16 protein-coding genes are annotated in these 18,851 nt (G+C 62.5%); 14 read left to right on the forward strand and 2 right to left on the reverse strand.

Features of this window, described 5'->3' with window-relative positions; genetic code table 11:
- The first annotated feature begins 71 nt into the window (after window positions 1–71).
- From accD to ACE191_RS18365, 9 genes are all read left to right on the forward strand, one after another.
- Window positions 72–944 carry an acetyl-CoA carboxylase, carboxyltransferase subunit beta gene (accD, locus tag ACE191_RS18325; protein ID WP_400193689.1) on the forward strand — a complete coding sequence of 291 codons (873 nt, stop codon included), beginning with the start codon at window positions 72–74 and terminating at the stop codon, window positions 942–944.
- Between the two features lie 233 nt (window positions 945–1,177).
- Entirely contained in the window at window positions 1,178–1,918 is a 741-nt protein-coding gene (locus ACE191_RS18330) for an OmpA family protein (protein ID WP_400193690.1), read from the forward strand.
- 191 nt (window positions 1,919–2,109) lie between these two features.
- Window positions 2,110–2,406, forward strand: coding sequence for a YMGG-like glycine zipper-containing protein (locus ACE191_RS18335; RefSeq protein ID WP_400193691.1), 297 nt, complete (start codon window positions 2,110–2,112; stop codon window positions 2,404–2,406).
- Between the two features lie 319 nt (window positions 2,407–2,725).
- Entirely contained in the window at window positions 2,726–3,439 is a 714-nt protein-coding gene (locus tag ACE191_RS18340) for an OmpA family protein (protein ID WP_400193692.1), read from the forward strand.
- A gap of 169 nt (window positions 3,440–3,608) precedes the next feature.
- Window positions 3,609–4,370 carry an endonuclease III domain-containing protein gene (gene nth, locus ACE191_RS18345; protein ID WP_400193693.1) on the forward strand — a complete coding sequence of 254 codons (762 nt, stop codon included), beginning with the start codon at window positions 3,609–3,611 and terminating at the stop codon, window positions 4,368–4,370.
- Window positions 4,371–4,580: 210 nt separating this feature from the next.
- The gene (locus ACE191_RS18350) at window positions 4,581–5,564 is read left to right on the forward strand and encodes a radical SAM protein (RefSeq protein ID WP_400193694.1); all 984 of its coding nucleotides are present in this window, start codon (window positions 4,581–4,583) and stop codon (window positions 5,562–5,564) included.
- 584 nt (window positions 5,565–6,148) lie between these two features.
- On the forward strand, window positions 6,149–6,823 hold the full coding sequence (locus tag ACE191_RS18355; RefSeq protein ID WP_400193695.1) for a hypothetical protein: 675 nt from the start codon (window positions 6,149–6,151) through the stop codon (window positions 6,821–6,823).
- An 11-nt stretch (window positions 6,824–6,834) separates the two neighbouring features.
- On the forward strand, window positions 6,835–7,536 hold the full coding sequence (locus ACE191_RS18360) for a tetratricopeptide repeat protein (protein WP_400193696.1): 702 nt from the start codon (window positions 6,835–6,837) through the stop codon (window positions 7,534–7,536).
- 43 nt (window positions 7,537–7,579) lie between these two features.
- Entirely contained in the window at window positions 7,580–8,092 is a 513-nt protein-coding gene (locus tag ACE191_RS18365) for a gamma carbonic anhydrase family protein (protein WP_400193697.1), read from the forward strand.
- A gap of 95 nt (window positions 8,093–8,187) precedes the next feature.
- Here ACE191_RS18365 and ACE191_RS18370 read toward each other — a convergent pair whose 3' ends face one another.
- Window positions 8,188–9,525: a hemolysin family protein gene (locus ACE191_RS18370; protein WP_400193698.1), complete on the reverse strand. Its 1,338-nt coding sequence runs from the start codon at window positions 9,523–9,525 to the stop codon at window positions 8,188–8,190.
- A 148-nt stretch (window positions 9,526–9,673) separates the two neighbouring features.
- Here ACE191_RS18370 and ACE191_RS18375 point away from each other — a divergent pair, with 148 nt between their 5' ends.
- The 5 genes from ACE191_RS18375 (at window position 9,674) to ACE191_RS18395 (ending at window position 18,377) form a co-directional block, all read left to right on the forward strand.
- Window positions 9,674–11,887: a cytochrome c biogenesis protein CcdA gene (locus ACE191_RS18375; RefSeq protein ID WP_400193699.1), complete on the forward strand. Its 2,214-nt coding sequence runs from the start codon at window positions 9,674–9,676 to the stop codon at window positions 11,885–11,887.
- A gap of 29 nt (window positions 11,888–11,916) precedes the next feature.
- Window positions 11,917–13,035, forward strand: coding sequence for an isoaspartyl peptidase/L-asparaginase family protein (locus ACE191_RS18380; protein WP_400193700.1), 1,119 nt, complete (start codon window positions 11,917–11,919; stop codon window positions 13,033–13,035).
- A gap of 556 nt (window positions 13,036–13,591) precedes the next feature.
- The gene (locus ACE191_RS18385) at window positions 13,592–14,056 is read left to right on the forward strand and encodes an Lrp/AsnC ligand binding domain-containing protein (RefSeq protein WP_400193701.1); all 465 of its coding nucleotides are present in this window, start codon (window positions 13,592–13,594) and stop codon (window positions 14,054–14,056) included.
- Between the two features lie 278 nt (window positions 14,057–14,334).
- The gene (locus tag ACE191_RS18390) at window positions 14,335–17,295 is read left to right on the forward strand and encodes a hypothetical protein (RefSeq protein ID WP_400193702.1); all 2,961 of its coding nucleotides are present in this window, start codon (window positions 14,335–14,337) and stop codon (window positions 17,293–17,295) included.
- 140 nt (window positions 17,296–17,435) lie between these two features.
- The gene (locus tag ACE191_RS18395) at window positions 17,436–18,377 is read left to right on the forward strand and encodes a TonB family protein (protein ID WP_400193703.1); all 942 of its coding nucleotides are present in this window, start codon (window positions 17,436–17,438) and stop codon (window positions 18,375–18,377) included.
- Window positions 18,378–18,504: 127 nt separating this feature from the next.
- Here ACE191_RS18395 and trxA read toward each other — a convergent pair whose 3' ends face one another.
- Window positions 18,505–18,834: a thioredoxin gene (trxA, locus tag ACE191_RS18400; protein ID WP_345221841.1), complete on the reverse strand. Its 330-nt coding sequence runs from the start codon at window positions 18,832–18,834 to the stop codon at window positions 18,505–18,507.
- Between the last annotated feature and the right edge of the window lie 17 nt (window positions 18,835–18,851).

Raw genomic sequence — 18,851 nt, forward strand, 5'->3', positions numbered from 1 at the left:
TGGTCAGCAGCTGTTGTGTTTATTTCGTTTTCACGTCAGCTACGGGCTGATAGCAAATAGCTTACATGCAAATGGCTTGGTTTAAGCGTCAGGAGAAAGGCATCATCACGCCGACGGAGCAGAAGAAGGAGACGCCCGACGGCCTTTGGTACAAGTGCCCCGAGTGCGGCACCGTTACCGACACCGGCGAACATCGGCGCCTGCTCTACACCTGCGGCAAGTGCAACTACCACGCCCGCATCGACTCGGCTGAGTACTTCGAGATTCTGTTCGACGGCAACCAGTTCACCGAGCTGGACGCCAACCTGACTTCGGGCGACCCACTGCACTTCGTCGACACCAAGGCCTACCCGCAGCGCATTGCCAGCACCCAGCGCCAGACCGGCCTGCGCGATGCCGTGCGCACGGCCCACGGGCAGCTGCACGGCCAGGAGCTGGTGGTGGCCTGCATGGACTTCCGCTTCATCGGCGGCTCCATGGGCTCGGTGGTGGGCGAGAAAATTGCCCGCGCCATCGACTACGCCCGCCAGAACCGCCTACCCTTTCTGATGATCAGCAAGTCGGGCGGGGCGCGCATGATGGAAGCCGGTTACTCGCTGATGCAGATGGCCAAGACCTCGGCCAAGCTGGCTTTGCTGGCCGAAGCCGGCCTGCCCTACATCTCCATGCTCACCGACCCGACCACCGGCGGCGTAACGGCCTCCTACGCCATGCTCGGCGACTTCAACATCTCCGAGCCGGGGGCGCTCATCGGCTTTGCCGGGCCGCGCGTCATCAAGGAAACCATCGGCAAGGATTTGCCCAAGGGCTTCCAGAGTGCCGAGTTCGTGCTCGAGCACGGCTTTCTCGACTTCATCGTCGACCGCAAGCAGCTCAAGCAGCAGCTCGCCGATTTACTTAAGATGCTGAAACCGGCCCCGGTAGCGGCTGACCTGCCGCGCTAGGGCCCGTAGCGCTTCGCAGGCGGCATGCTTCTTGCCTAAAGCCCGCCCGGCTGTTCAGCTGAACGCCGGGCGGGCTTTGCCGTTAAAGACCCGGGGCAACTGCCGGCAGCGGGCCGGCAAGCCGCATAATAGCTGGGCTTCTATATTTGGCGCAGGTTTCGTCATTGGAAGCAGTAAAAGCCGGCAAAAGACAATTCGAACACTCTCTCACCACCTTTTTCACCCCCAACTCCATGAAATCATTCAAATCCCTCCTGGCACTGCTGCTGTTGTGCACCGTGCTGTTCAGCGCCTGTAAGTCGTCGCAAACGGCCGCTAGCAGCGACCTGCCGTCGAGCAACGGCACCGGCGAACGGAAAACCGGCATGAGCAAAACCGCTAAGGGCGGGCTGATTGGCGCCGGTGCCGGCGCCGCGGCTGGAGCCGTGCTGGGCCGCGTCATCGGTGGCAAATCGGGCACCGCTATCGGGGCCATCACCGGGGCCGCCGTGGGCGGTGCTACCGGCGCCGTCATCGGCCGTAAAATGGACAAGCAGGCCGAAGAACTGCAGCGCGACATGAAGAACGCCCGCGTAGAGCGCGTGGGCGAAGGCATCAAGATTACCTTCGACGCCGGCATCCTGTTCGACACCAACAAGTCGGACCTGCGCGCCGCTTCGCAAACCGAGATTATGAAAATGGCCGAGGTGCTGAAAAAGTACCCCGACACCAACATCATCGTGGAAGGCCACACCGACGCTTCGGGCTCGGATGCCATCAACCAGCCGCTGTCGGAGCGCCGCGCGCAGTCGGTAGCCAACTACACCATTCAGCAGGGCGTTGAGGCCGCCCGCATCAGCACCAAGGGCTACGGCTCGTCGCAGCCGGTAGCCGACAACACCACTGCCGAAGGCAAGCAGGCCAACCGCCGCGTGGAGGTGGCCATCTTCGCCAACGAGAAAATGAAGAAAGCCGCCGAAAACGGCACCCTATAAGCTTTCTGCCAGCTTCGGCTGATAAAGGCCGCACCGCTTGGTGCGGCCTTTTTTTGCGCGTTTTCGGCGCTACTTCCCTGAAAGGCACCGCTTTTTGTAACCGCCGAGTCCTGGATTCTCGTTTTAAGGCTAACATTTCACTTCTCTTGCGGCCGGGTTGCCGCCCGGCCGGGAGCTAAACGCGAATCGACATGAACTTCCATAAAGCTTTCATCGCCGCCGTCCTCAGCGTATCGCTGCTAGGCGGGGCCACGGTTACGGCCGAAGCCCAGACCACCAAAAAAGGCTGGAGCAAAAAAGGTAAGGGCGCGGCCATCGGGGCCGGCAGCGGGGCCGTAGCCGGGGCCGTCATTGCCGGCAAAGGCGACCGGGGCAAGGGCGCCATTATCGGCGGCGCGGCCGGTGCGGTCGGCGGCGCGCTTATTGGCCGCAAGAAAGACAAGAAGAAGGACCGGGCGCGCTACGAGCAGTACTCGCGGCGCGATTAACACCGGAGTCCAAGGTCAACAGTATCAGGGCAAAAAGGCCGTTTCAGCACTGAAGCGGCCTTTTTGCTGGTCGGCGGCGGGCAACCAGCCGGCCTGCCGTGCGTTGAAGGCGCAGTTCTGATAGCAGGACCGGCCGAATACGCCAGGTGGCCAGTAAAGGTCGTAATGCCTGGAGAAGCCTTTTTCTGGCTAACGGTCAGCTGCTTCCGCCTGCTAGTAGCACCGTGCGTCGGTTTCTGGCAAGGTGGTTGCATACTCCCCCAACACAAGCGGCTGCCGGCCGCTTTTCACCTCGAACCCATTCTCAATTTTCCTTCCCATGAACACCCTCCGTTCCCCCCTGGCGTTTCTGCTGGCCCTCGTGCTGCTGCTTGGCTCGACCTTTTCGCAGGCGCAAACCACTACCACCAAAACCAAGAAGCCGATGAGCAAAACCGCTAAAGGCGCCATTATCGGCGGTCTGGGTGGGGCTGCTGGTGGCGCCGTATTGGGCCGCGTAATCGGTGGTAAAAAAGGCACTGCCGCCGGGGCCGTCATTGGTGCGGCAGTAGGTGGTGGCGCCGGTGCCCTCATCGGGCGTCGGATGGACAAGCAGGCCGAGGAACTGCGCCGCGACATGGCCGGGGCCCGCGTAGAGCGCGTGGGCGAAGGCATCAAGATTACCTTCGACTCGGGCATCCTGTTCGCCAAGAACTCGTCGACGCTGACGGCTGAGGCCCAGAGCAACATTGCTACCCTGGCCGAAACCCTGAAGAAGTACGGCGACACCAACGTGCTGATCGAGGGCCACACCGACATCACCGGCTCCGACCGCATCAACGACCCGCTGTCGGTGCGCCGGGCCCAGTCGGTCGCCAACTACGCCATGAACCAGGGCGTGGAGTCGTCGCGCTTCGAGGTGAAAGGCTACGGCTCGAAGCAGCCCATTGCCGACAACTCGACCCTGGAAGGCCAGCGCCAGAACCGCCGCGTGGAAGTAGCCATCTACGCCAACGAGAAGCTCAAGAAAGCAGCCGAAAAAGGCACCATCTAAGCCGGGCCGGCCAACGCCGCAGTCCCGATGCTGATCCGGCGGTCTTCCACTCAGGTGGGGGCCGCCGGATTTTTTTGCGGCTGCTTTTCGCTCCGGGCGCTGTATGAATGGGCACGAAACCGGCTTGCTGCGGCGCAACCCGCCGCGGCCGGGCGGGGTACAACCGCGCATGCCCACCGACCCCGCCGTTACCTACACCGCCGAGCCGGCCCAAAAGGCCTGGCAGGACCATCTTGTGCTGAACACGTTCTATGGGCCGCTGCCGCGGGCGCCGCGGCGCACTCCTATGCGCGAGCTGATCAGCACGGTACTCTCGCACCGCACCACGCACCGCGACGAGGAGCAGGCCTATGCGCGTATGCTGGAAACCTTCGGCGACTGGGCGGGGGTGGAGGCGGCGCCAACCCAGGAGCTGGCCCACGCCATCCGGACCACGCGCTGGCCCGATACCCAGGCGCCGCGCATTCAGGAGATTTTGCGCCGCATCCGGGCCGAGGCGGGCGACTACACGCTGGACTTCCTGGCCGAGTGGCCCACTGACCGGGCGCTGGCCTGGCTGACGGACATGCCGGGCATCGGACTGAAAACGGCTTCGCTGGTGCTGCTCTTCAACTTCCGCAAGCCTTTGCTGCCGGTAGATACCCACGTGCACCGCGTGGCCCAGCGCGTGGGGCTCATCGGGCCGAAGGCGTCAGTGGAGAAGGCGCACCAGCTGCTGCTGGCTTTGCTGCCGCCCGACGCGGAGGTGCTGTTCAACTTTCACAAGCACAACTACTGGCTGGGGCAGCACATCTGCTTTTTTGCCCGGCCCAACTGCCCGGCCTGCCCGCTCAAAGGCTTCTGCAACTACTACCTCGAGCACTACGGCCCCGCCACCGCCGAGGCGCTGGCCGCCACACCCACGGAGTGGGAAGGGGAGAAGCTGCACTAGGGTAGTTGCTGGTTTTTGGTTGTTGGTTGTTTGTTTTTGGCCGGGGAGGCCCGCGCCGCAAACCGGGGAGGGGTGGCGCGGTTGGTAAGCACAGCCGGATTGGGCAGGGGCAAAGAGCGTAACTTGCGGCGCCCGGGCACGGGGCGCTTGATCGGGCAAGCCAACGCCACCTACGAACAACGAAAAACCAACAACCAAAAAACCATTGCCATGCGCCTGGTTCGTCATCCGGTTTTGTGCAACTACTACGTCACCTACCGGTGCAATGCCAAGTGCTCGTTCTGCGACATCTGGGAGAAACCCTCGCCCTATATTGAGCTGGCCGACGTGGAGCGCAACCTGCGCGATTTGAAGCGCCTGGGCGTGTCGGTGATTGACTTTACCGGCGGCGAGCCGCTGCTGCACCGGCAGCTGCCCGAGTTTCTGGCCCTGGCCCACGAGCTGGGCTTCATCACCACCGTCACGACCAACGGGCTGCTCTACCCCAAGTACGCCGAGCGGCTGCGCGGCAAGGTCGACATGCTGCACTTCTCGCTCGACTCTTCGGAAAAGGAGCAGCACGACCGCGGCCGCGGCGTGGCCTGCTTCGATTTCGTGCTCGAAAGCATCCGGGTGGCGCGGGAGCTGGGCGAGCGGCCCGACATTCTGCTGACGGTGTTCCGCGAAAACCTCGACCAGATAGAGGCGGTGTACCGCGACATCTGCCGGCCCAACGGGCTGATGCTGATTCTGAACCCGGCCTTCGAGTACAACGCCGTGGACGCGGGCGAGCAGCTCACGGCCGCCGAGCTGGACTACGTGTCGGCGTTTGGCAAGCGGCCGGGGGTGTACCTCAACGAGGGTTTTATGGCCCTGCGGCGCGACGGCGGCAACCACGTGGCCGCGCCCGTGTGCCGGGCGGCCAGCACCACACTGGTCATCTCGCCGTCGAACGAGCTGGTGCTGCCCTGCTACCACCTCGGCACCAAACGCTTCCCCATTGAGGGCCGCCTCTACGAGCTGTACCGCTCCGACGAGGTGCAGCAGTTGGCCGCGCTGGAGGGGCGCCTGCCCCAGTGCGAGGGCTGCACCATTAACTGCTACATGCAGCCCAGCTTCGCGGTGGAAACCAGCAAGTACTTCTGGCAGGCGCTGCCCAGCACGCTCAAGTACAACTGGCACAAGGGCACCTGGAAGCGGCTGCTGGCGCGGTAGGAGCGCGTTGCACGCGCCCGCCGGGGAGGTCGATTATCGTTGCCCCGCTACCTCAGAATCAGCGGCCGTTCTTCAAAACACGTCCCCATTGGGTGCCAGCCGCGCCCCAGGCAGCAACGCCAGCAACGGCAGGGCTCACCAGTGACGCAGGAGGCGTTGCCGCTCGGTGAAGACGGGTAGGGAAGTGGCGGCACTAGGTTCCATGCGGGCAACGTAGCAGATTCGGACGGGTAGGGGAGGCTGTTCGGTTGACCACCCGGAAGCTCGGTTGACCACCGGGAAAGTCGGTTGACCACCCGGAAGCCCCGCGCATGGGGCTGGAACCACCGCGCATACCCCCGGAGGCCACCGGCATAGGCCCGGAAGCCTCGCGCAAGGGCCCGGAAGCCCTGGCCATGCTCCCGGAATCCTCGCGCAGGGGCCTGGAAGCAGTGGTCGACCGCCCGGAACCGCCGCCCAAGCCCCCGGAAACCCGATGCAGCCGCCGGGAAGCCCCGGGTACGGTGCGGAACTTGATCAGCTTCGGGCCATTCGCTACCTTGAAGGCATTGCGTTCGACTCATCTTTTCCCGCTCATCCCTTCCATGAAAAACGATTTGATTGAGGCGCGTCTGCGCCGCGACACCACCGCTGCCGCCTTCCTGGCCCAGGCCACAGCCGACTATGCCGACATCGAAGCCGACGTGGCCCCGTTGCGCGACCAACTCGGGGCCAACCTGACGCGGGCCGGCGAGCTGGCCCAGCAGGTGCTCGGGGCCGACAACGACGGCAACCCCGCCCGCAAAAAAGGCCTGCGCAACCAGCTCACGGCCCTGTTGCAGCGCCTCATTCTGGCGGGCCGCGCCGCCGCCCAGAGCAGCAAGGATGCCGAGCTGCGCGCCACGCTGGGCAACCTCGACGACCTGCGCAACCTCAACGAAAGCACCTTTCAGGAAGAAGCTACCCGCCTGCTGGGGCTGATTCCGGGCCGCGAACCGGCCTTCACCAAGCGCCGCTTCTCGGCCGACCACGCCCGCGAGGCCCGGCAGCTGCTCCAGGAATTCACCGCCACCACTACCGAAGGCCGCCTCAACGACACCAACGGCAGCACCGGCCGCCAGGCCCTCGAACGCCTCATCAAAGAATCGGCCCGGCTGCTGGAGGAAATGAAAGTGTACTTCGACCTCTACAAAGCCGACGACCCCGACCTCTGGCAGCGCTTTCAGGCCGCTACCAAGGTGGTGAAGCGCGGCGGGGGAAGAGGGGCCAATCCAGCGTAATGACCATGAATATGCATCCAATTCGGAAAGCCGCATTGCTGCTGGCGGGGCTACTGGGTTTCAGCATCACCTGCGCGGCGCAGATGCAGGTGGGGGGCGTGCCCATCAATGAGCTGCCGCGCTACGGCGGAGCCCGCAAAACCAAGGCAGCACTGAAAGCCGATCAGGCCTTTCTGGCCGACTGCGACCAGCGTTTCCCCAGCCGCGACAGTGCCGCCCGCGCCATGCTGGCCGCCGGCTGGCAGCACCTGAGCCAGCAGCAATACCCCACGGCCATCAAGCGCTTCAACCAGGCTTGGCTGCTCGATAGCACGAATGCCGGCGTGTACTGGGGCTTCGGAGCCTGGTGCGGTATTCAGGGCCGCCACGATGCGTCGGTGTACTTCCTGGAGCGCAGCCGCCGCGCAGGCATCCGCGACCCTAGCCTGCTGGCTGATCTGGGCAACACCCTGCTACGCCGCTACGATGAGCTACACGTGCCAACCGATCTGGACCGCAGCATTGCTTACCTGAAGGAATTTCTGGACCGCGCTACCCCCAACGATCAGCAGGCCGTTTCGGTGTACACCAACCTGAGCATTGCCCATTACCGTAAGCGCGACTACGCACAGGCCTGGACCTACGTGGCAAAGGTAGAAGCCCTTGCCCCCGGCGCCCTGGCCCCCGGCTACCTTGACGCCCTGCAACAAGCGTATCCTCGTCCGGCGAAGTAGCTACTGCTGCTACCTTCGCGTCCCTCATCAACTATCTGCCGGTATGCCCCCGCTCATTCTCCCCGTCAACGGCCAACACCCCCAGCTCGGGGCCAACTGCTACGTGGCCGACAACGCCACCATCGTGGGCGACGTGGTGCTGGGCGCCGACTGCACCGTGTGGTTCAACGCCGTGGTGCGCGGCGACGTGAACAGCATTCGGGTGGGGGAGAAGACCAACATCCAGGACGGGGCCGTGATTCACTGCACCTACCAGAAGGCGGCCACCACCATCGGGGCGCGGGTGAGCATCGGGCACAACGCCATCGTGCACGGCTGCACGGTGGAAGACGACGTGCTCATCGGCATGGGCGCCATCGTGATGGACGGCGCGGTGGTGGGCCGGGGCTGCATTGTGGCCGCCGGCGCCATTGTGCTGGAAAACACCCAGTGCGAGCCGGGCTACCTCTACGCCGGAGTGCCCGCCAAGAAAATCAAGCCCGTGACCGAGGTACAGGCAGCCAACATGAGCCGCACGGCCGACAACTACGTGATGTACGCCGGCTGGCTGCGGTGAAATGGTTGTTGGTTATTGGTTGATGGTTTTTGGTTTCGTTCACGAAAACCGAAACCCCAAAAACGAATAAACACCAACCACTAACCAAAAACCACCTACTCGCCCAGGTCGGGGAAGTCGCTGATGGCTTCGCGCTCGGTGGGCTGCAGCACGCGCAGCTGCACCAGCTCCACGGCGCGGCGCGAGCGTTGCAGAATGCGGAACTCGTAGTGCTCGAACACGGCCACGTCGCCGGTTTCGGGAATGGTGCCGTAGAGCACGTTGAGCAGGCCGCCCACGGTTTCGTAGTCCTCGCCTTCGGGCAGGGGGTAGGGCAGAAACTCGTTGGCGTCGGGAATGGCGGTGGAAGCACTCACGCGGTATTCCACCTCGGAGACTTTCTCTACTACCGGTACCTCGTTGTCGTACTCGTCCTGGATTTCGCCCACCAGCTCCTCCATAATGTCCTCAATGGTAACGATGCCCGACACGCCGCCGAACTCGTCGGAGACGATGGCCATGTGCATGTGCTTGCGCTGAAACTGGCGCAGCAGGCGGTTGATTTTCTTGGTTTCGGGCACGAAGAAGGGCGGCCGCATGATCTTGGGCAGCTCAATGGTTTCCTGCCGGCGCACCAGGGTGAGCAGATCCTTCACGTAGAGCACGCCCACGATGTTGTCGATGTTGCCCTCGTAGACCGGAATGCGCGAGTAGCCCTCGTTGTACACGGTCTCGAACAGCTCGTCCTGCGGGGTGTCCACGTCGATGGCCGCAATGCGGGTGCGCGGCACCATGATCTGCTTGACCATGCGGTCGTTGAACTGAAACACGTTCTCGATCAGCTCGTGCTCCGAGTCCTGAATTTCGCCGCTCTGCTTGCTTTGGTCGATGAGCAGGCGTAGCTCCTCGGCCGTGTGCACCTCGGAACCGTGAATGGGCGTGAGGCCCACGGCCCGCAACAGCAGGCTCGACAGCCAGTTCAGAAAGCGGATGGGCCAGGTAAAGAGCCAGGCAAAGGCGTAGAGCGGCGCGGCCAGCGCCAGCGTGGTGGCTTCGGGGCGTTGGATAGCCAGCGACTTGGGGGCTAGCTCACCAAACACGATGTGCATGATGGTGATGAGCGCAAACGAGATGGGCAGCGCGATGCTGTGGGCCAAGACCGGAGAAATGTTCCAGTTGGCCAGCTCGAAAAGGGAAATGATAATGTCGGAAACGACGCTTTCACCGATCCAGCCCAACCCCAGCGAAGCCAGCGTAATACCGAGCTGGGTAGCCGAGAGGTAGGCGTCAAGGTCACGAAGGATTTTCAGGGAGAGGGGCGCCCAGCGGCTGCCCTCCTGTGCCCGCAGCTCCATCTGGGACATGCGGACCTTAACGATAGCGAATTCGGCCGCCACGAAAAACCCGTTTGCCAAAACCAGCAGCAGGGTGAGAAGAACCTTTAATAAGACCATAGATGCGGTAGCCACGGCGCAGTCGGCCTAGCTACCATTGTGCTGCAAAAGTACGAGAATCCGCCCAAGCGGTTCGGCCCGGTTTGCGGCTACCGAGTGCAACCCTTGGCGTAACTTTGTTTACTCTCCGGAAATATTCCCTGCCGCCATGTCATTTCAAAAAACTGCCCTGCTGAGTTTGTGGTTGCTGCTGGCCACCATCACTGCCTGGGCGCAGGTGCTGGAGCCCACCAAGCTGAGTGCGGCCGTGAGCAAGCCCACAGCCCGGGTGGGCGAGGAAGTGGAGCTCATCGTCAACGCCCGCATCGAACCCAGCTGGCACCTCTACGCCACCGACTTCGACCCCGACCTGGGGCCCACGGTCTTCACCTTCAACTTCACCAAAAGCCCCGCCTACGAGCTGGTGGGCGCGCCCAAATCGGTCAGCTCGAAAAAGAAGTTCGACCCCGTATTTAAGGGTGACGTTACCTACTTCGAAACCACCGGGCAGATTCGCCAGCGCATCCGGCTGTTGCAACCCGGCCCGCTCACCATCAAGGCCGAAACCGACTTTCAGAGCTGCACCGACGTAGACGGGCGCTGCATTCCCGGGCAGCAAAGCCTCGCCTTCGGGCCCATTGAGGTGACCGGCACCGCCGCAGCAACTCCCGTGACGCCCGCCGCCCCGGCGGCTGCTCCGGCTACCGCGCCCGGCCCCACTGCCCAGACTGACCCAACTGCCGCGCCGCCCACAGCAGCCGCTCCCGCCCTGGCCCCCGACAGTGCCGTGGCCCTGGCTTCGCCCGCCGACTCGGTTGCCGAAGCTGCGGTAGCCGCGGCGCCCGCCGCCCCGCAGGACCTGGACGGAGCACCCGTGGCCGCCGGAGCCGAGAAGCCGGCCGGCGCCACGGCGCTGGGCTTGTGGCAGTACCTGGCCCTGGCCTTCGGGGCGGGGCTGCTGGCCGTGCTCATGCCCTGCGTGTATCCCATGCTGCCCATGACGGTGTCGTACTTCACCAGTACCGGCGGCTCGCGGGGGCAGTCCATTGCCAAAGCCGTGGTATACGGGCTCAGCATCATTGCCATCTACACCGGGGTAGGGGTGCTGCTGAGCTTGTTGCTGGGCGCCGATGCGGCCAACGTCATCAGCTCGCACTGGCTGCCTAACGTGCTGTCCTTCGTCATCTTCGTGCTGTTCGGCCTCTCGTTTCTGGGCTTGTTCGAGATTCAGGCGCCCACGGGGCTGGTGAACAAGGTGGACCGGCAGGCCGACAAGGGCGGCTGGTCGGGACTGTTTTTTATGGCGGCTACGCTGGTGCTGGTGTCGTTTTCGTGCACGGTGCCGTTTGTGGGCTCGGTGGCCATTGCCTCGGCCGGCGGCGAGCTGCTGCGCCCCACGCTGGGCATGCTCAGCTTCGCGCTGGCCTTTGCGCTGCCCTTCATGCTCTTCGCCTTGTTCCCGTCGTGGCTGAAAGGGCTGCCGCGCTCGGGGGGCTGGCTGAACACGCTCAAGGTCACCATGGGCTTCGTGGAGCTGGCCCTGGCGTTTAAGTTTCTGAGCTCGGCTGACCTTTCGTACCACTGGGGGCTGCTGCCGCGCGGGCTGTTCGTGGCCATCTGGGTGGTGCTGGCGGGGCTGCTGGGCTTGTACCTGCTGGGCTTCATCCGCCTGCCCCACGACGACGAAAGCACCCGCGTGAGCGTGCCGCGCCTGCTGCTTGCCGGCGTGGCCCTCACGTTTATGTTCTACCTGGTGCCCGGCCTGTTTGGCGCGCCGCTGCCCGCCTTGTCGGCCCTGCTGCCCCCGCCCACGCGCCACGACTTCACCATTGCGGCCAACGCCAGCGCGGCGGCACCCGGCTTGCCGGCCGCCGCTACCGCCAATACCCTGTGCGAGCCGCCGCGCCACGCCGATTTCCTGGAACTGCCCCACAACCTGACGGGCTACTTCGACCTGAAGCAGGCTTTGCGCTGCGCCCGCGAGCAGAACAAGCCGGTGTTCGTGGACTTCACGGGTCACAACTGCGGCAACTGCCGCCTGATGGAAGCCTCGGTATGGAGCGACCCGCGCGTGCTGCAGCGCCTGCGCAACGACTACATCGTGGTGGCCCTGTACGTCGACGACAAAACCGAGCTGCCCGCAGCCGAGTGGTACACTTCGCCCCGCGACCAGCGGGTGAAAAAGGCCATTGGCGAGCAAAACCTGGATTTTGAAATCACCCGCTTCCAGGCCAATGCCCAGCCGTACTACGTGCTGCTTTCGCCCGAGGGCCAACCCCTCGTCGAGCCCGTGGCCTACGAGGCCGACGCCGGCCGCTTCGTGGAATTCCTTGACCGCGGCCTGCAGCAGCACCGCCGCACGCAGCCGGTGGTGGTCCGCTAGTTTGCTTACTCTTTCTTGCTGCCGAAGCCATGAAGCCCTTACTGCTTGTTTTGCTCCTGCTGGCCACCGGCTACGCCCCGGCCCAGAATCCCGCCTCTCGCCCGGTTGATCCAACGCGCATCACCCTGGCTATCCACGGCGGGGCGGGCACCATTACCCGGCAGAATATGACGCCGGAGCAGGAACAGGCCTACCGGGAAGTGCTGAACCAGGCCTTGCAGACGGGCTATGCCATCCTGAAAAAAGGCGGCACCTCGCTCGACGCCGTGGAAGCCACGGTGCGGGTGATGGAAGACTCGCCCTTGTTCAACGCCGGCAAAGGAGCCGTGTTTACCCACGACGGCCGCAATGAACTCGATGCTGCCATCATGGACGGCAGCACCCTCAAGGCCGGTTCAGTGGCCGGCGTTACCACCATCCGCAACCCTATCAGCGCAGCCCGCAGCGTAATGGAAAAGTCGGAGCACGTGATGATGGTAGGAGCAGGAGCCGAGCAGTTTGCCAAAGACCAGGGGCTGGTACTGGTCGACCCGAGCTACTTCTACACCGAAGCCCGCTACCAGCAGCTGCAGAAAGCCTTGCGTACCAGCCAGGGCAGCGTGGGCGACCAGTTGAACACGCCCACTAAAGCGGCCACGCCTCCTGCCAAGGTTTTGCCGTCCGGCAAGCGTAGCAAAAGCAGTGGGGGCCGCAAACCCCAGGGCTACGCCGAGCCGCCGGTGTTTATTGAGGGGCGCAAGTACGGCACGGTAGGCGCCGTGGCGCTGGACCAGTACGGTAACCTGGCCGCAGCTACCTCCACCGGGGGCATGACCAACAAACGCTACGGCCGGGTGGGTGATGCGCCCCTGATCGGCGCTGGCACCTACGCCGATAACCAGTCCTGCGCTGTGTCATGTACCGGCTGGGGCGAGTTCTTTATTCGCGCTACTGTAGCCCGCGACGTTGCCGCCCGCGTGGAGTATCAGCAGCAACCTCTAACTGCGGCCGCGCAAGCCACGCTTGACAAGGTTGCCCGGCTGGGCGGCGATGGGGGCTTGGTGGCTGTGGACGCCGCCGGTAACGTGGCAATGCCTTTCAATACCGAGGGTATGTACCGCGGCTACATCAAAGCCAACGGGCAAAGCAATGTACTGATATACAAGTAAAGCCAAGGCTTCATCAGCGGGTATCCAGTGACGTCCGCTGATGAGAACAGCTATTAAAATCCCAATTCTGCAGAAAAATCCTGCGGGTTACATAACAAAACCCCATTTTTGCGGTCATACCTTTCCGTTTAGTGGGTTTTTGCTCCGTACCAGGTTCTTGGCTTGGTTGCCGGAACCTCGCCTAACTGAACTGTAAGGGCACAAAAAAGGCGGCACCCACCCAGATGCCGCCTCTTAAAAAGAACGTACCCACCCAGATACGTTCTGCTTTTTTCCCTCCTCACTTATCATCCCTAGCGGTAGAAGGAGGAGTTGAACCTCCGCAAGGCAATAGGCCAAGCTCCCGTTCGATTCTGCTTTACAAGCCCGACTGCTAAAGTCGATAAGCGGAATGCCTTTGTTCTACCAAATCTTCAACGCCGACTGCGTTGTGTTGTAACAAATGTAATAGAAGGATTGATGATGTAAAATTTTTGCATTCAAAACACCTAATTATTTTGATAAATTTATTCTAGACCTAGTTGCCTTGACACTTCTTCAACTAACTCCTTCCAAAATGGCCCGGAATTACGAACTTGACGACACCGACCGTAAGATTCTGGCTTTGTTGCTTGACGACGCCAAGACGCCCTACACCGAAATTGCCCGCAAGGTCCACGTATCGGGGGGCACGGTACACGTGCGCATGGCTCGCCTTGAGGAATTGGGCATTGTACAGGGAGCAACGCTCAAGATCGACTATCCCAAACTGGGCTATGGGGTCCATGCTTTCCTGGGCATCTACCTGCTCAAGAGTTCGGTTTATCACAGCGTAGCGGAGCAGCTCCGGACCATCCCAGAAGTGGTGAGCATTCACTTCACTACCGGAGCCTACGGTGTTTTTGCCCGACTGGTGTGCCGCGACACCCAGCACCTGCGCGACGTGCTGCACGACCGCATCCAGCTGATCGAAGGTATCGAGCGCACGGAAACCCTGATTTCGCTGGAGGAAACCCTCAACCGTCCCATTCAGCTAATCTAGGTTTGCCTACAAGGATTGTCTGCTTGACACGACAGCCCCCTGGAGTTGAAACTCCAGGGGGCTGTTTTTTATGGTAACGGTTTTAGGACATTGCTGACGTAGTTGGACATATTAAAATAAAGATCAGGAATTGACTTATATAAGTAAAGAAGTCCAAAAGTATATTTATATAATTACATCAACTAGCTCCGGCTGTAGAATGAAAAACAAGCGGAGCTGGGTGGTCTGTGGCAGCCATCCGCAGATCTAGTTGATTTTCTCCACCAATTCCATGCATTATGAACCCTTCTGCTACGCCGAAAGGTGCCCGGCCATACCGTTGTGGCCTGTGGTTGCTGCTGCTGTTTGGTCTGCTGATTGGGCCTTTTTTCACAGCTCAGGCCCAAAATGTGGGCGACTATCGATCCTTGAGTAGCCCGGTGGGCTTTGCCAATACCGCCGGCTGGCAGCGCCGAACGGCTACCGGCTGGGTGGCTAACAACACCCGCGCCCTGGACTTCTCCAAAACGTTTTACGTGCAGCACAGCAAAAACATTGGCGGCGCCGGCATTCCCTCCACCATCGGGCGCATTGTCATTGAGCCTTCTAACAACGGGTTAACCTTGGGAACTCTCACGGTCAACAGCCGGCTGCAGTGCGGTGCCGTTGAGGTGGCCGGGAGCGGAGCGCAGATGTGGGTCAACTCCGAACTGGCAAATATTGGCAGCACGCTGGTTAAAGACAACGGTTTGGTGACGTTGGCGAGTGAGGGCCGCTTGGGCAGCGTCACCGTACAGGACGACGGCGAAGTCAAGCTGGCGCTCGGGGTAACGCCATTCACGGTGCTGGGGCCAACAATAGTAGACGACGGCGGAACGCTGAGCGTGGATGCCGACGGGCCAACCTTCGAGGCCCTGACGGTGAAATCCGGCGGGCAGATGCTGGTCAATGCCGGGGTAACGCTTACGGAAGCTAGAGTGGAGAGCGGAGGGCTACTGGTGCAACTGCCGGCCGGTGCCATTACCATTTCGCATACCACAGGCTCGACCCTGCCGGATCTGATGATGCTGGGCCAGTTCCGCAACCAGAGCGACTCGCACGATATTCAGTTCGAGCTGGGCGCTTCCATGAAAGTAGGCGCCGGTGCGGTTTACACTCATTCGGCCAACGGTGGCTCCCTGCCCATAGCCGAATGGGACCCCCAGTCGACGCTGGAAATACGTCAGGTAGTTGACGCAAGCAGCTTCGGCAACGACAACCAGATTTTCGGCAACGTGGTGTGGGAAACGCCCGATTACGGCACGTCGAGCTCGGGCAGCAGCACCTTCTACCTCAACTCAATGGGTACCCTGCGCATTGCGGGGCGGCTGACCGTGCGCAGTACCGGGCTCGGGCGACTGCAGCTTTCCCCACCCGTCGGCTCGGGCCTGACCACTACCTGGCTGGGCAGCTACGAGCAAACCGGTGGCCAGGTCTGCATTTCCCGCTTTGGTTCGTCGCGCAACCGGGTAGTCAACGTGGCGGGCAACTTTACGATGAGCGGCGGCCGGTTCGAGCTGAGCAATACCTCTTCTTCGGGGCCGGGTACCCTGCAGGTGGCAGGTGCCCTGGAACTGACCAACGCGACGCTGCTGCTGAGCGGCGCCTCCGCCAATGGTACCCTGGATTTGCAGGGCGACCTGCTGCTGAACACCGGTAGTACGTTGCGCCGGGAAGCCGTTGGCGGTACCGCCGCCGTGCGAATTTCGGGCACCTCGGTGCAGCGCTTCCGCCGCGCTTCTTCGGCGGCCATTGTGGGAGCGGTGAATGTGGCCGTCATCAGCGGCGCAACGCTGGACATGGCCGACCAGACCCTGATTGGGAGCGGTACTTTTACCGTAAATAACGGCGGAGCCTTGCAAATCGGCCACTTTCAAGGCATTTCTGCGGGCACATCCGCCACGGGAAACATTCAGGTTACCGGCACCCGCACCTTTAACGCGGGAGCTACCTACCGCTATACCGGTACTACCAACCAGATTACCGGCAATGGGTTGCCCGCTACATTGGGGGCGGGCGGCCGGCTGGAAATGGATAACAGCGGCAGCAACGTAACCCTAAGCCAGGCCACGCAACTAGCCGGCGTGCTGGGACTGAAAAAGGGCCGCCTGCTCACAACCAACACCAACTTGCTGACGATGACGCCGACCGCAACCTGGCAGGACGCTTCCGACCTCAGCTACGTAGCCGGCCCGCTGGCCCGCCAGACCAACAATACGGCGGTGGTGTATACTTTCCCGGTAGGCAGCGGTAACCGCCTGAAAGTTGCCGGCGTGAAGCCCACCGCCAACAACCTGAGCACGTTCCGCTACCTGGCCTACGTAGCAGCTGCACCGAGCCTGAACAGCCTTAACCCGGTTTCCGGGTTGTACAAAGTCAGCAGCCGCGAGTACTGGGACCTGACGCGCACCGTGGGTACGGCCAATGCCACCGTGCGGCTGTACTACACCGTGCCCTTCAGCGGAATTACCGAAACCACGGCCGCGCTGCAGGACCTGCGCATTGCCGCGCTGGTGAGCGGGCAGTGGAGCAGCTACGGACAGGCCACCCTGCCTAATACCACCCAGCGCTACCTCGAAGCCGGTACGGCCGTGGCCCTCGCCACCAACTCGGTGGTGAGCACAACTTTCGGCTCGACTTCCGACCGCAATCCGCTACCGGTGCAGTTGGTGGAGTTCCGCGCAAAAGTGCAGGGTAGCGACGTGCAGCTGGTGTGGCGTACGGCCCAGGAGAAAGACTGCGAGAAGTTTGAGGTGCAAACCTCGGTTGACGGGCTGCAGTTTGAGGTGCTCAGTAGCTACCCGGGCCAGGGAAATTCCGCCACCCCTACCAGCTACGGGCACCTGCACGCCGGCGCTTTTGCCAGCGGACCCAGAGTGCGCTACTACCGCCTGCGACAGGTTGACTTCGACGGTCAATTCTATTTCTCGGCAGTGCTGCCCGTCAGCGCCACACCAGCCTCCGCCGCTAAAATGGACGTGCAGGCCTGGCCCCGACCGGCGGCCGACTGGCTGAACGTGCAGGTGCCCGCCGTCGAGCAGGGCGAGGTCCGGCTCAATGTCATTGACGCAGTGGGGCGCACCTGCCTCACGCATACCTATCCCGCCACGGGCCAGCCAGCATTGCTGCGCCTCGATGTGGGTCAATTGCACCGTGGACTCTACTTCGTGCAGGTGGAGACGAAGCAGGGACACGTGCAGGTGCGCTTCCAGAAATTGTGAGGCGCCCGGTACCGGCCGTGGGTGGCGCCGCGGCCGGTACTATTTTTTGTAAAAATCCCAGAAGCTTGACTCCTAAGCTGTTCAAGGGCCGTATATTTCGAAACCGTTGTCTGGTAGCGGCACTTTTCCTCCCTACGGCCATGAAAGCCTTGCTCCTTGTATTGCTGCTCGGCGGAGCATTCCAGGTTGCAGCGCAGAGCCTGCCCGCGGTATATCTGAATGAGCGGGACGAGGAAACCGTGCCCGACAGTGCCAGTCACTACCGCGTGGTCGACCGGCGCCCCGAAGCCGGCGGACTGCTGCCAATGCGCGAGTATACCCTCAACGGCACCCTGTTGCTGCGCGGCTTTCTGACTCCTCAGGAGCCGCCCGTACGCACTGGGCTGTTTACGTGGTACCATCCCAATGGCGCCAAGGCCAGTCAGGTGCATTTTCAAAACGACGAAGTGGACGGGCTGTTCGTGGCCTGGTACGAAGACGGGCGCGTGCGGGAGCGGGGCGAGTACCACGACGGGCAGCGCACGGGCCGCTGGCTGAGTGTGCACCGCAACGGGCAGAAACGCTCCGAGGGTCGCTACGTAGCCAGCCGCCCCCTGGGGGAATGGCGCTACTACTACGATTCCGGGCAGTTGGCTGCGGTCGAAAACATTGAGCGGGGCCTGCCCACGGCCCTGACGTTCTACAATCCCAACGGCACCCGCTTCGACGGCCTGCTCAAGCGGCGGGAAGCCCCGGAGTTTCCTGGCGGCGAAGCAGCCCTGCTCGAGTACCTGCGTACGCACACCGAATACCCCAAGGAAGCCCGCCGCAAAGGCATTACCGGCAAAGTATACGTGAGCTACACCGTGGGGGAAGACGGCCGGGTGGGGCAGGTGCGGATTGTAAACGGCCTGTCGGCCGATGTAGACAAGGAGGCGCTGCGGGTGGTCAGGAGCTTGCCGCGCTTCACGCCGGGGCGCGAATACAACGTGCCTACTGCCTTCACCTACACCGTGCCGATTTACTTCGCCCCCGACTTCCGCCTGTTCGGCGGACCCAAGCCCGCGCCGGTTCCTCCCGTGGAAGCCCGCGCCAACTGGTAGAATCCGGCAGTAACAGCAGTGCCTGCGCAGCCGGCCTGGGGCTGGTTGCGTCCACGGCAAACGCCCGACGGCCCCGCACCTGCATGCAGGGCGGGGCCGTCGGGCGTTTAATGGGGCCTGGGCGAGCTTAAGCCGTTACCTGGGCTTCCAGCTTCTGGGCCAGCACGTGCTTGGGCACCGCGCCAACCTGCTTGTCAACTACCTGACCGTTCTTGAACACCAGCAGCGTGGGAATGCTGCGGATGCCGAATTTGGCCGAGGTCTGGGGGTTGGCGTCCACGTCTACTTTGCCGATAACGGCGCGGCCTTCGTATTCGCCGGCCAGCTCTTCTACTACCGGGCCGACCATGCGGCAGGGGCCGCACCATTCGGCCCAGAAGTCCACCAGCACGGGTTTATCCGAGTTAATGATTTCGTCGAAGTTGGCGTCGGTGATTTCAATGGCTTTGTGTCCCATTGTCGTATTCAGGTTTG

The sequence above is a fragment of the Hymenobacter sp. B81 genome, assembly GCF_044628455.1.
Classification (GTDB): Bacteria; Bacteroidota; Bacteroidia; order Cytophagales; family Hymenobacteraceae; genus Solirubrum.

Bases quoted from the DNA above. Each gene is read 5' to 3' on its own strand.
- ACE191_RS18340 (WP_400193692.1), top strand. From the start codon at position 2,726: ATGAACACCCTCCGTTCCCCCCTGGCGTTTCTGCTGGCCCTCGTGCTG.
- accD (WP_400193689.1), top strand. From the start codon at position 72: ATGGCTTGGTTTAAGCGTCAGGAGAAAGGCATCATCACGCCGACGGAG.
- trxA (WP_345221841.1), bottom strand. From the start codon at position 18,834: ATGGGACACAAAGCCATTGAAATCACCGACGCCAACTTCGACGAAATC.
- ACE191_RS18395 (WP_400193703.1), top strand. From the start codon at position 17,436: ATGAAAGCCTTGCTCCTTGTATTGCTGCTCGGCGGAGCATTCCAGGTT.
- ACE191_RS18350 (WP_400193694.1), top strand. From the start codon at position 4,581: ATGCGCCTGGTTCGTCATCCGGTTTTGTGCAACTACTACGTCACCTAC.
- ACE191_RS18330 (WP_400193690.1), top strand. From the start codon at position 1,178: ATGAAATCATTCAAATCCCTCCTGGCACTGCTGCTGTTGTGCACCGTG.
- ACE191_RS18360 (WP_400193696.1), top strand. From the start codon at position 6,835: ATGCATCCAATTCGGAAAGCCGCATTGCTGCTGGCGGGGCTACTGGGT.
- ACE191_RS18375 (WP_400193699.1), top strand. From the start codon at position 9,674: ATGTCATTTCAAAAAACTGCCCTGCTGAGTTTGTGGTTGCTGCTGGCC.
- ACE191_RS18385 (WP_400193701.1), top strand. From the start codon at position 13,592: ATGGCCCGGAATTACGAACTTGACGACACCGACCGTAAGATTCTGGCT.
- ACE191_RS18380 (WP_400193700.1), top strand. From the start codon at position 11,917: ATGAAGCCCTTACTGCTTGTTTTGCTCCTGCTGGCCACCGGCTACGCC.
- nth (WP_400193693.1), top strand. From the start codon at position 3,609: ATGCCCACCGACCCCGCCGTTACCTACACCGCCGAGCCGGCCCAAAAG.
- ACE191_RS18370 (WP_400193698.1), bottom strand. From the start codon at position 9,525: ATGGTCTTATTAAAGGTTCTTCTCACCCTGCTGCTGGTTTTGGCAAAC.
- ACE191_RS18355 (WP_400193695.1), top strand. From the start codon at position 6,149: ATGAAAAACGATTTGATTGAGGCGCGTCTGCGCCGCGACACCACCGCT.
- ACE191_RS18390 (WP_400193702.1), top strand. From the start codon at position 14,335: ATGAACCCTTCTGCTACGCCGAAAGGTGCCCGGCCATACCGTTGTGGC.
- ACE191_RS18335 (WP_400193691.1), top strand. From the start codon at position 2,110: ATGAACTTCCATAAAGCTTTCATCGCCGCCGTCCTCAGCGTATCGCTG.
- ACE191_RS18365 (WP_400193697.1), top strand. From the start codon at position 7,580: ATGCCCCCGCTCATTCTCCCCGTCAACGGCCAACACCCCCAGCTCGGG.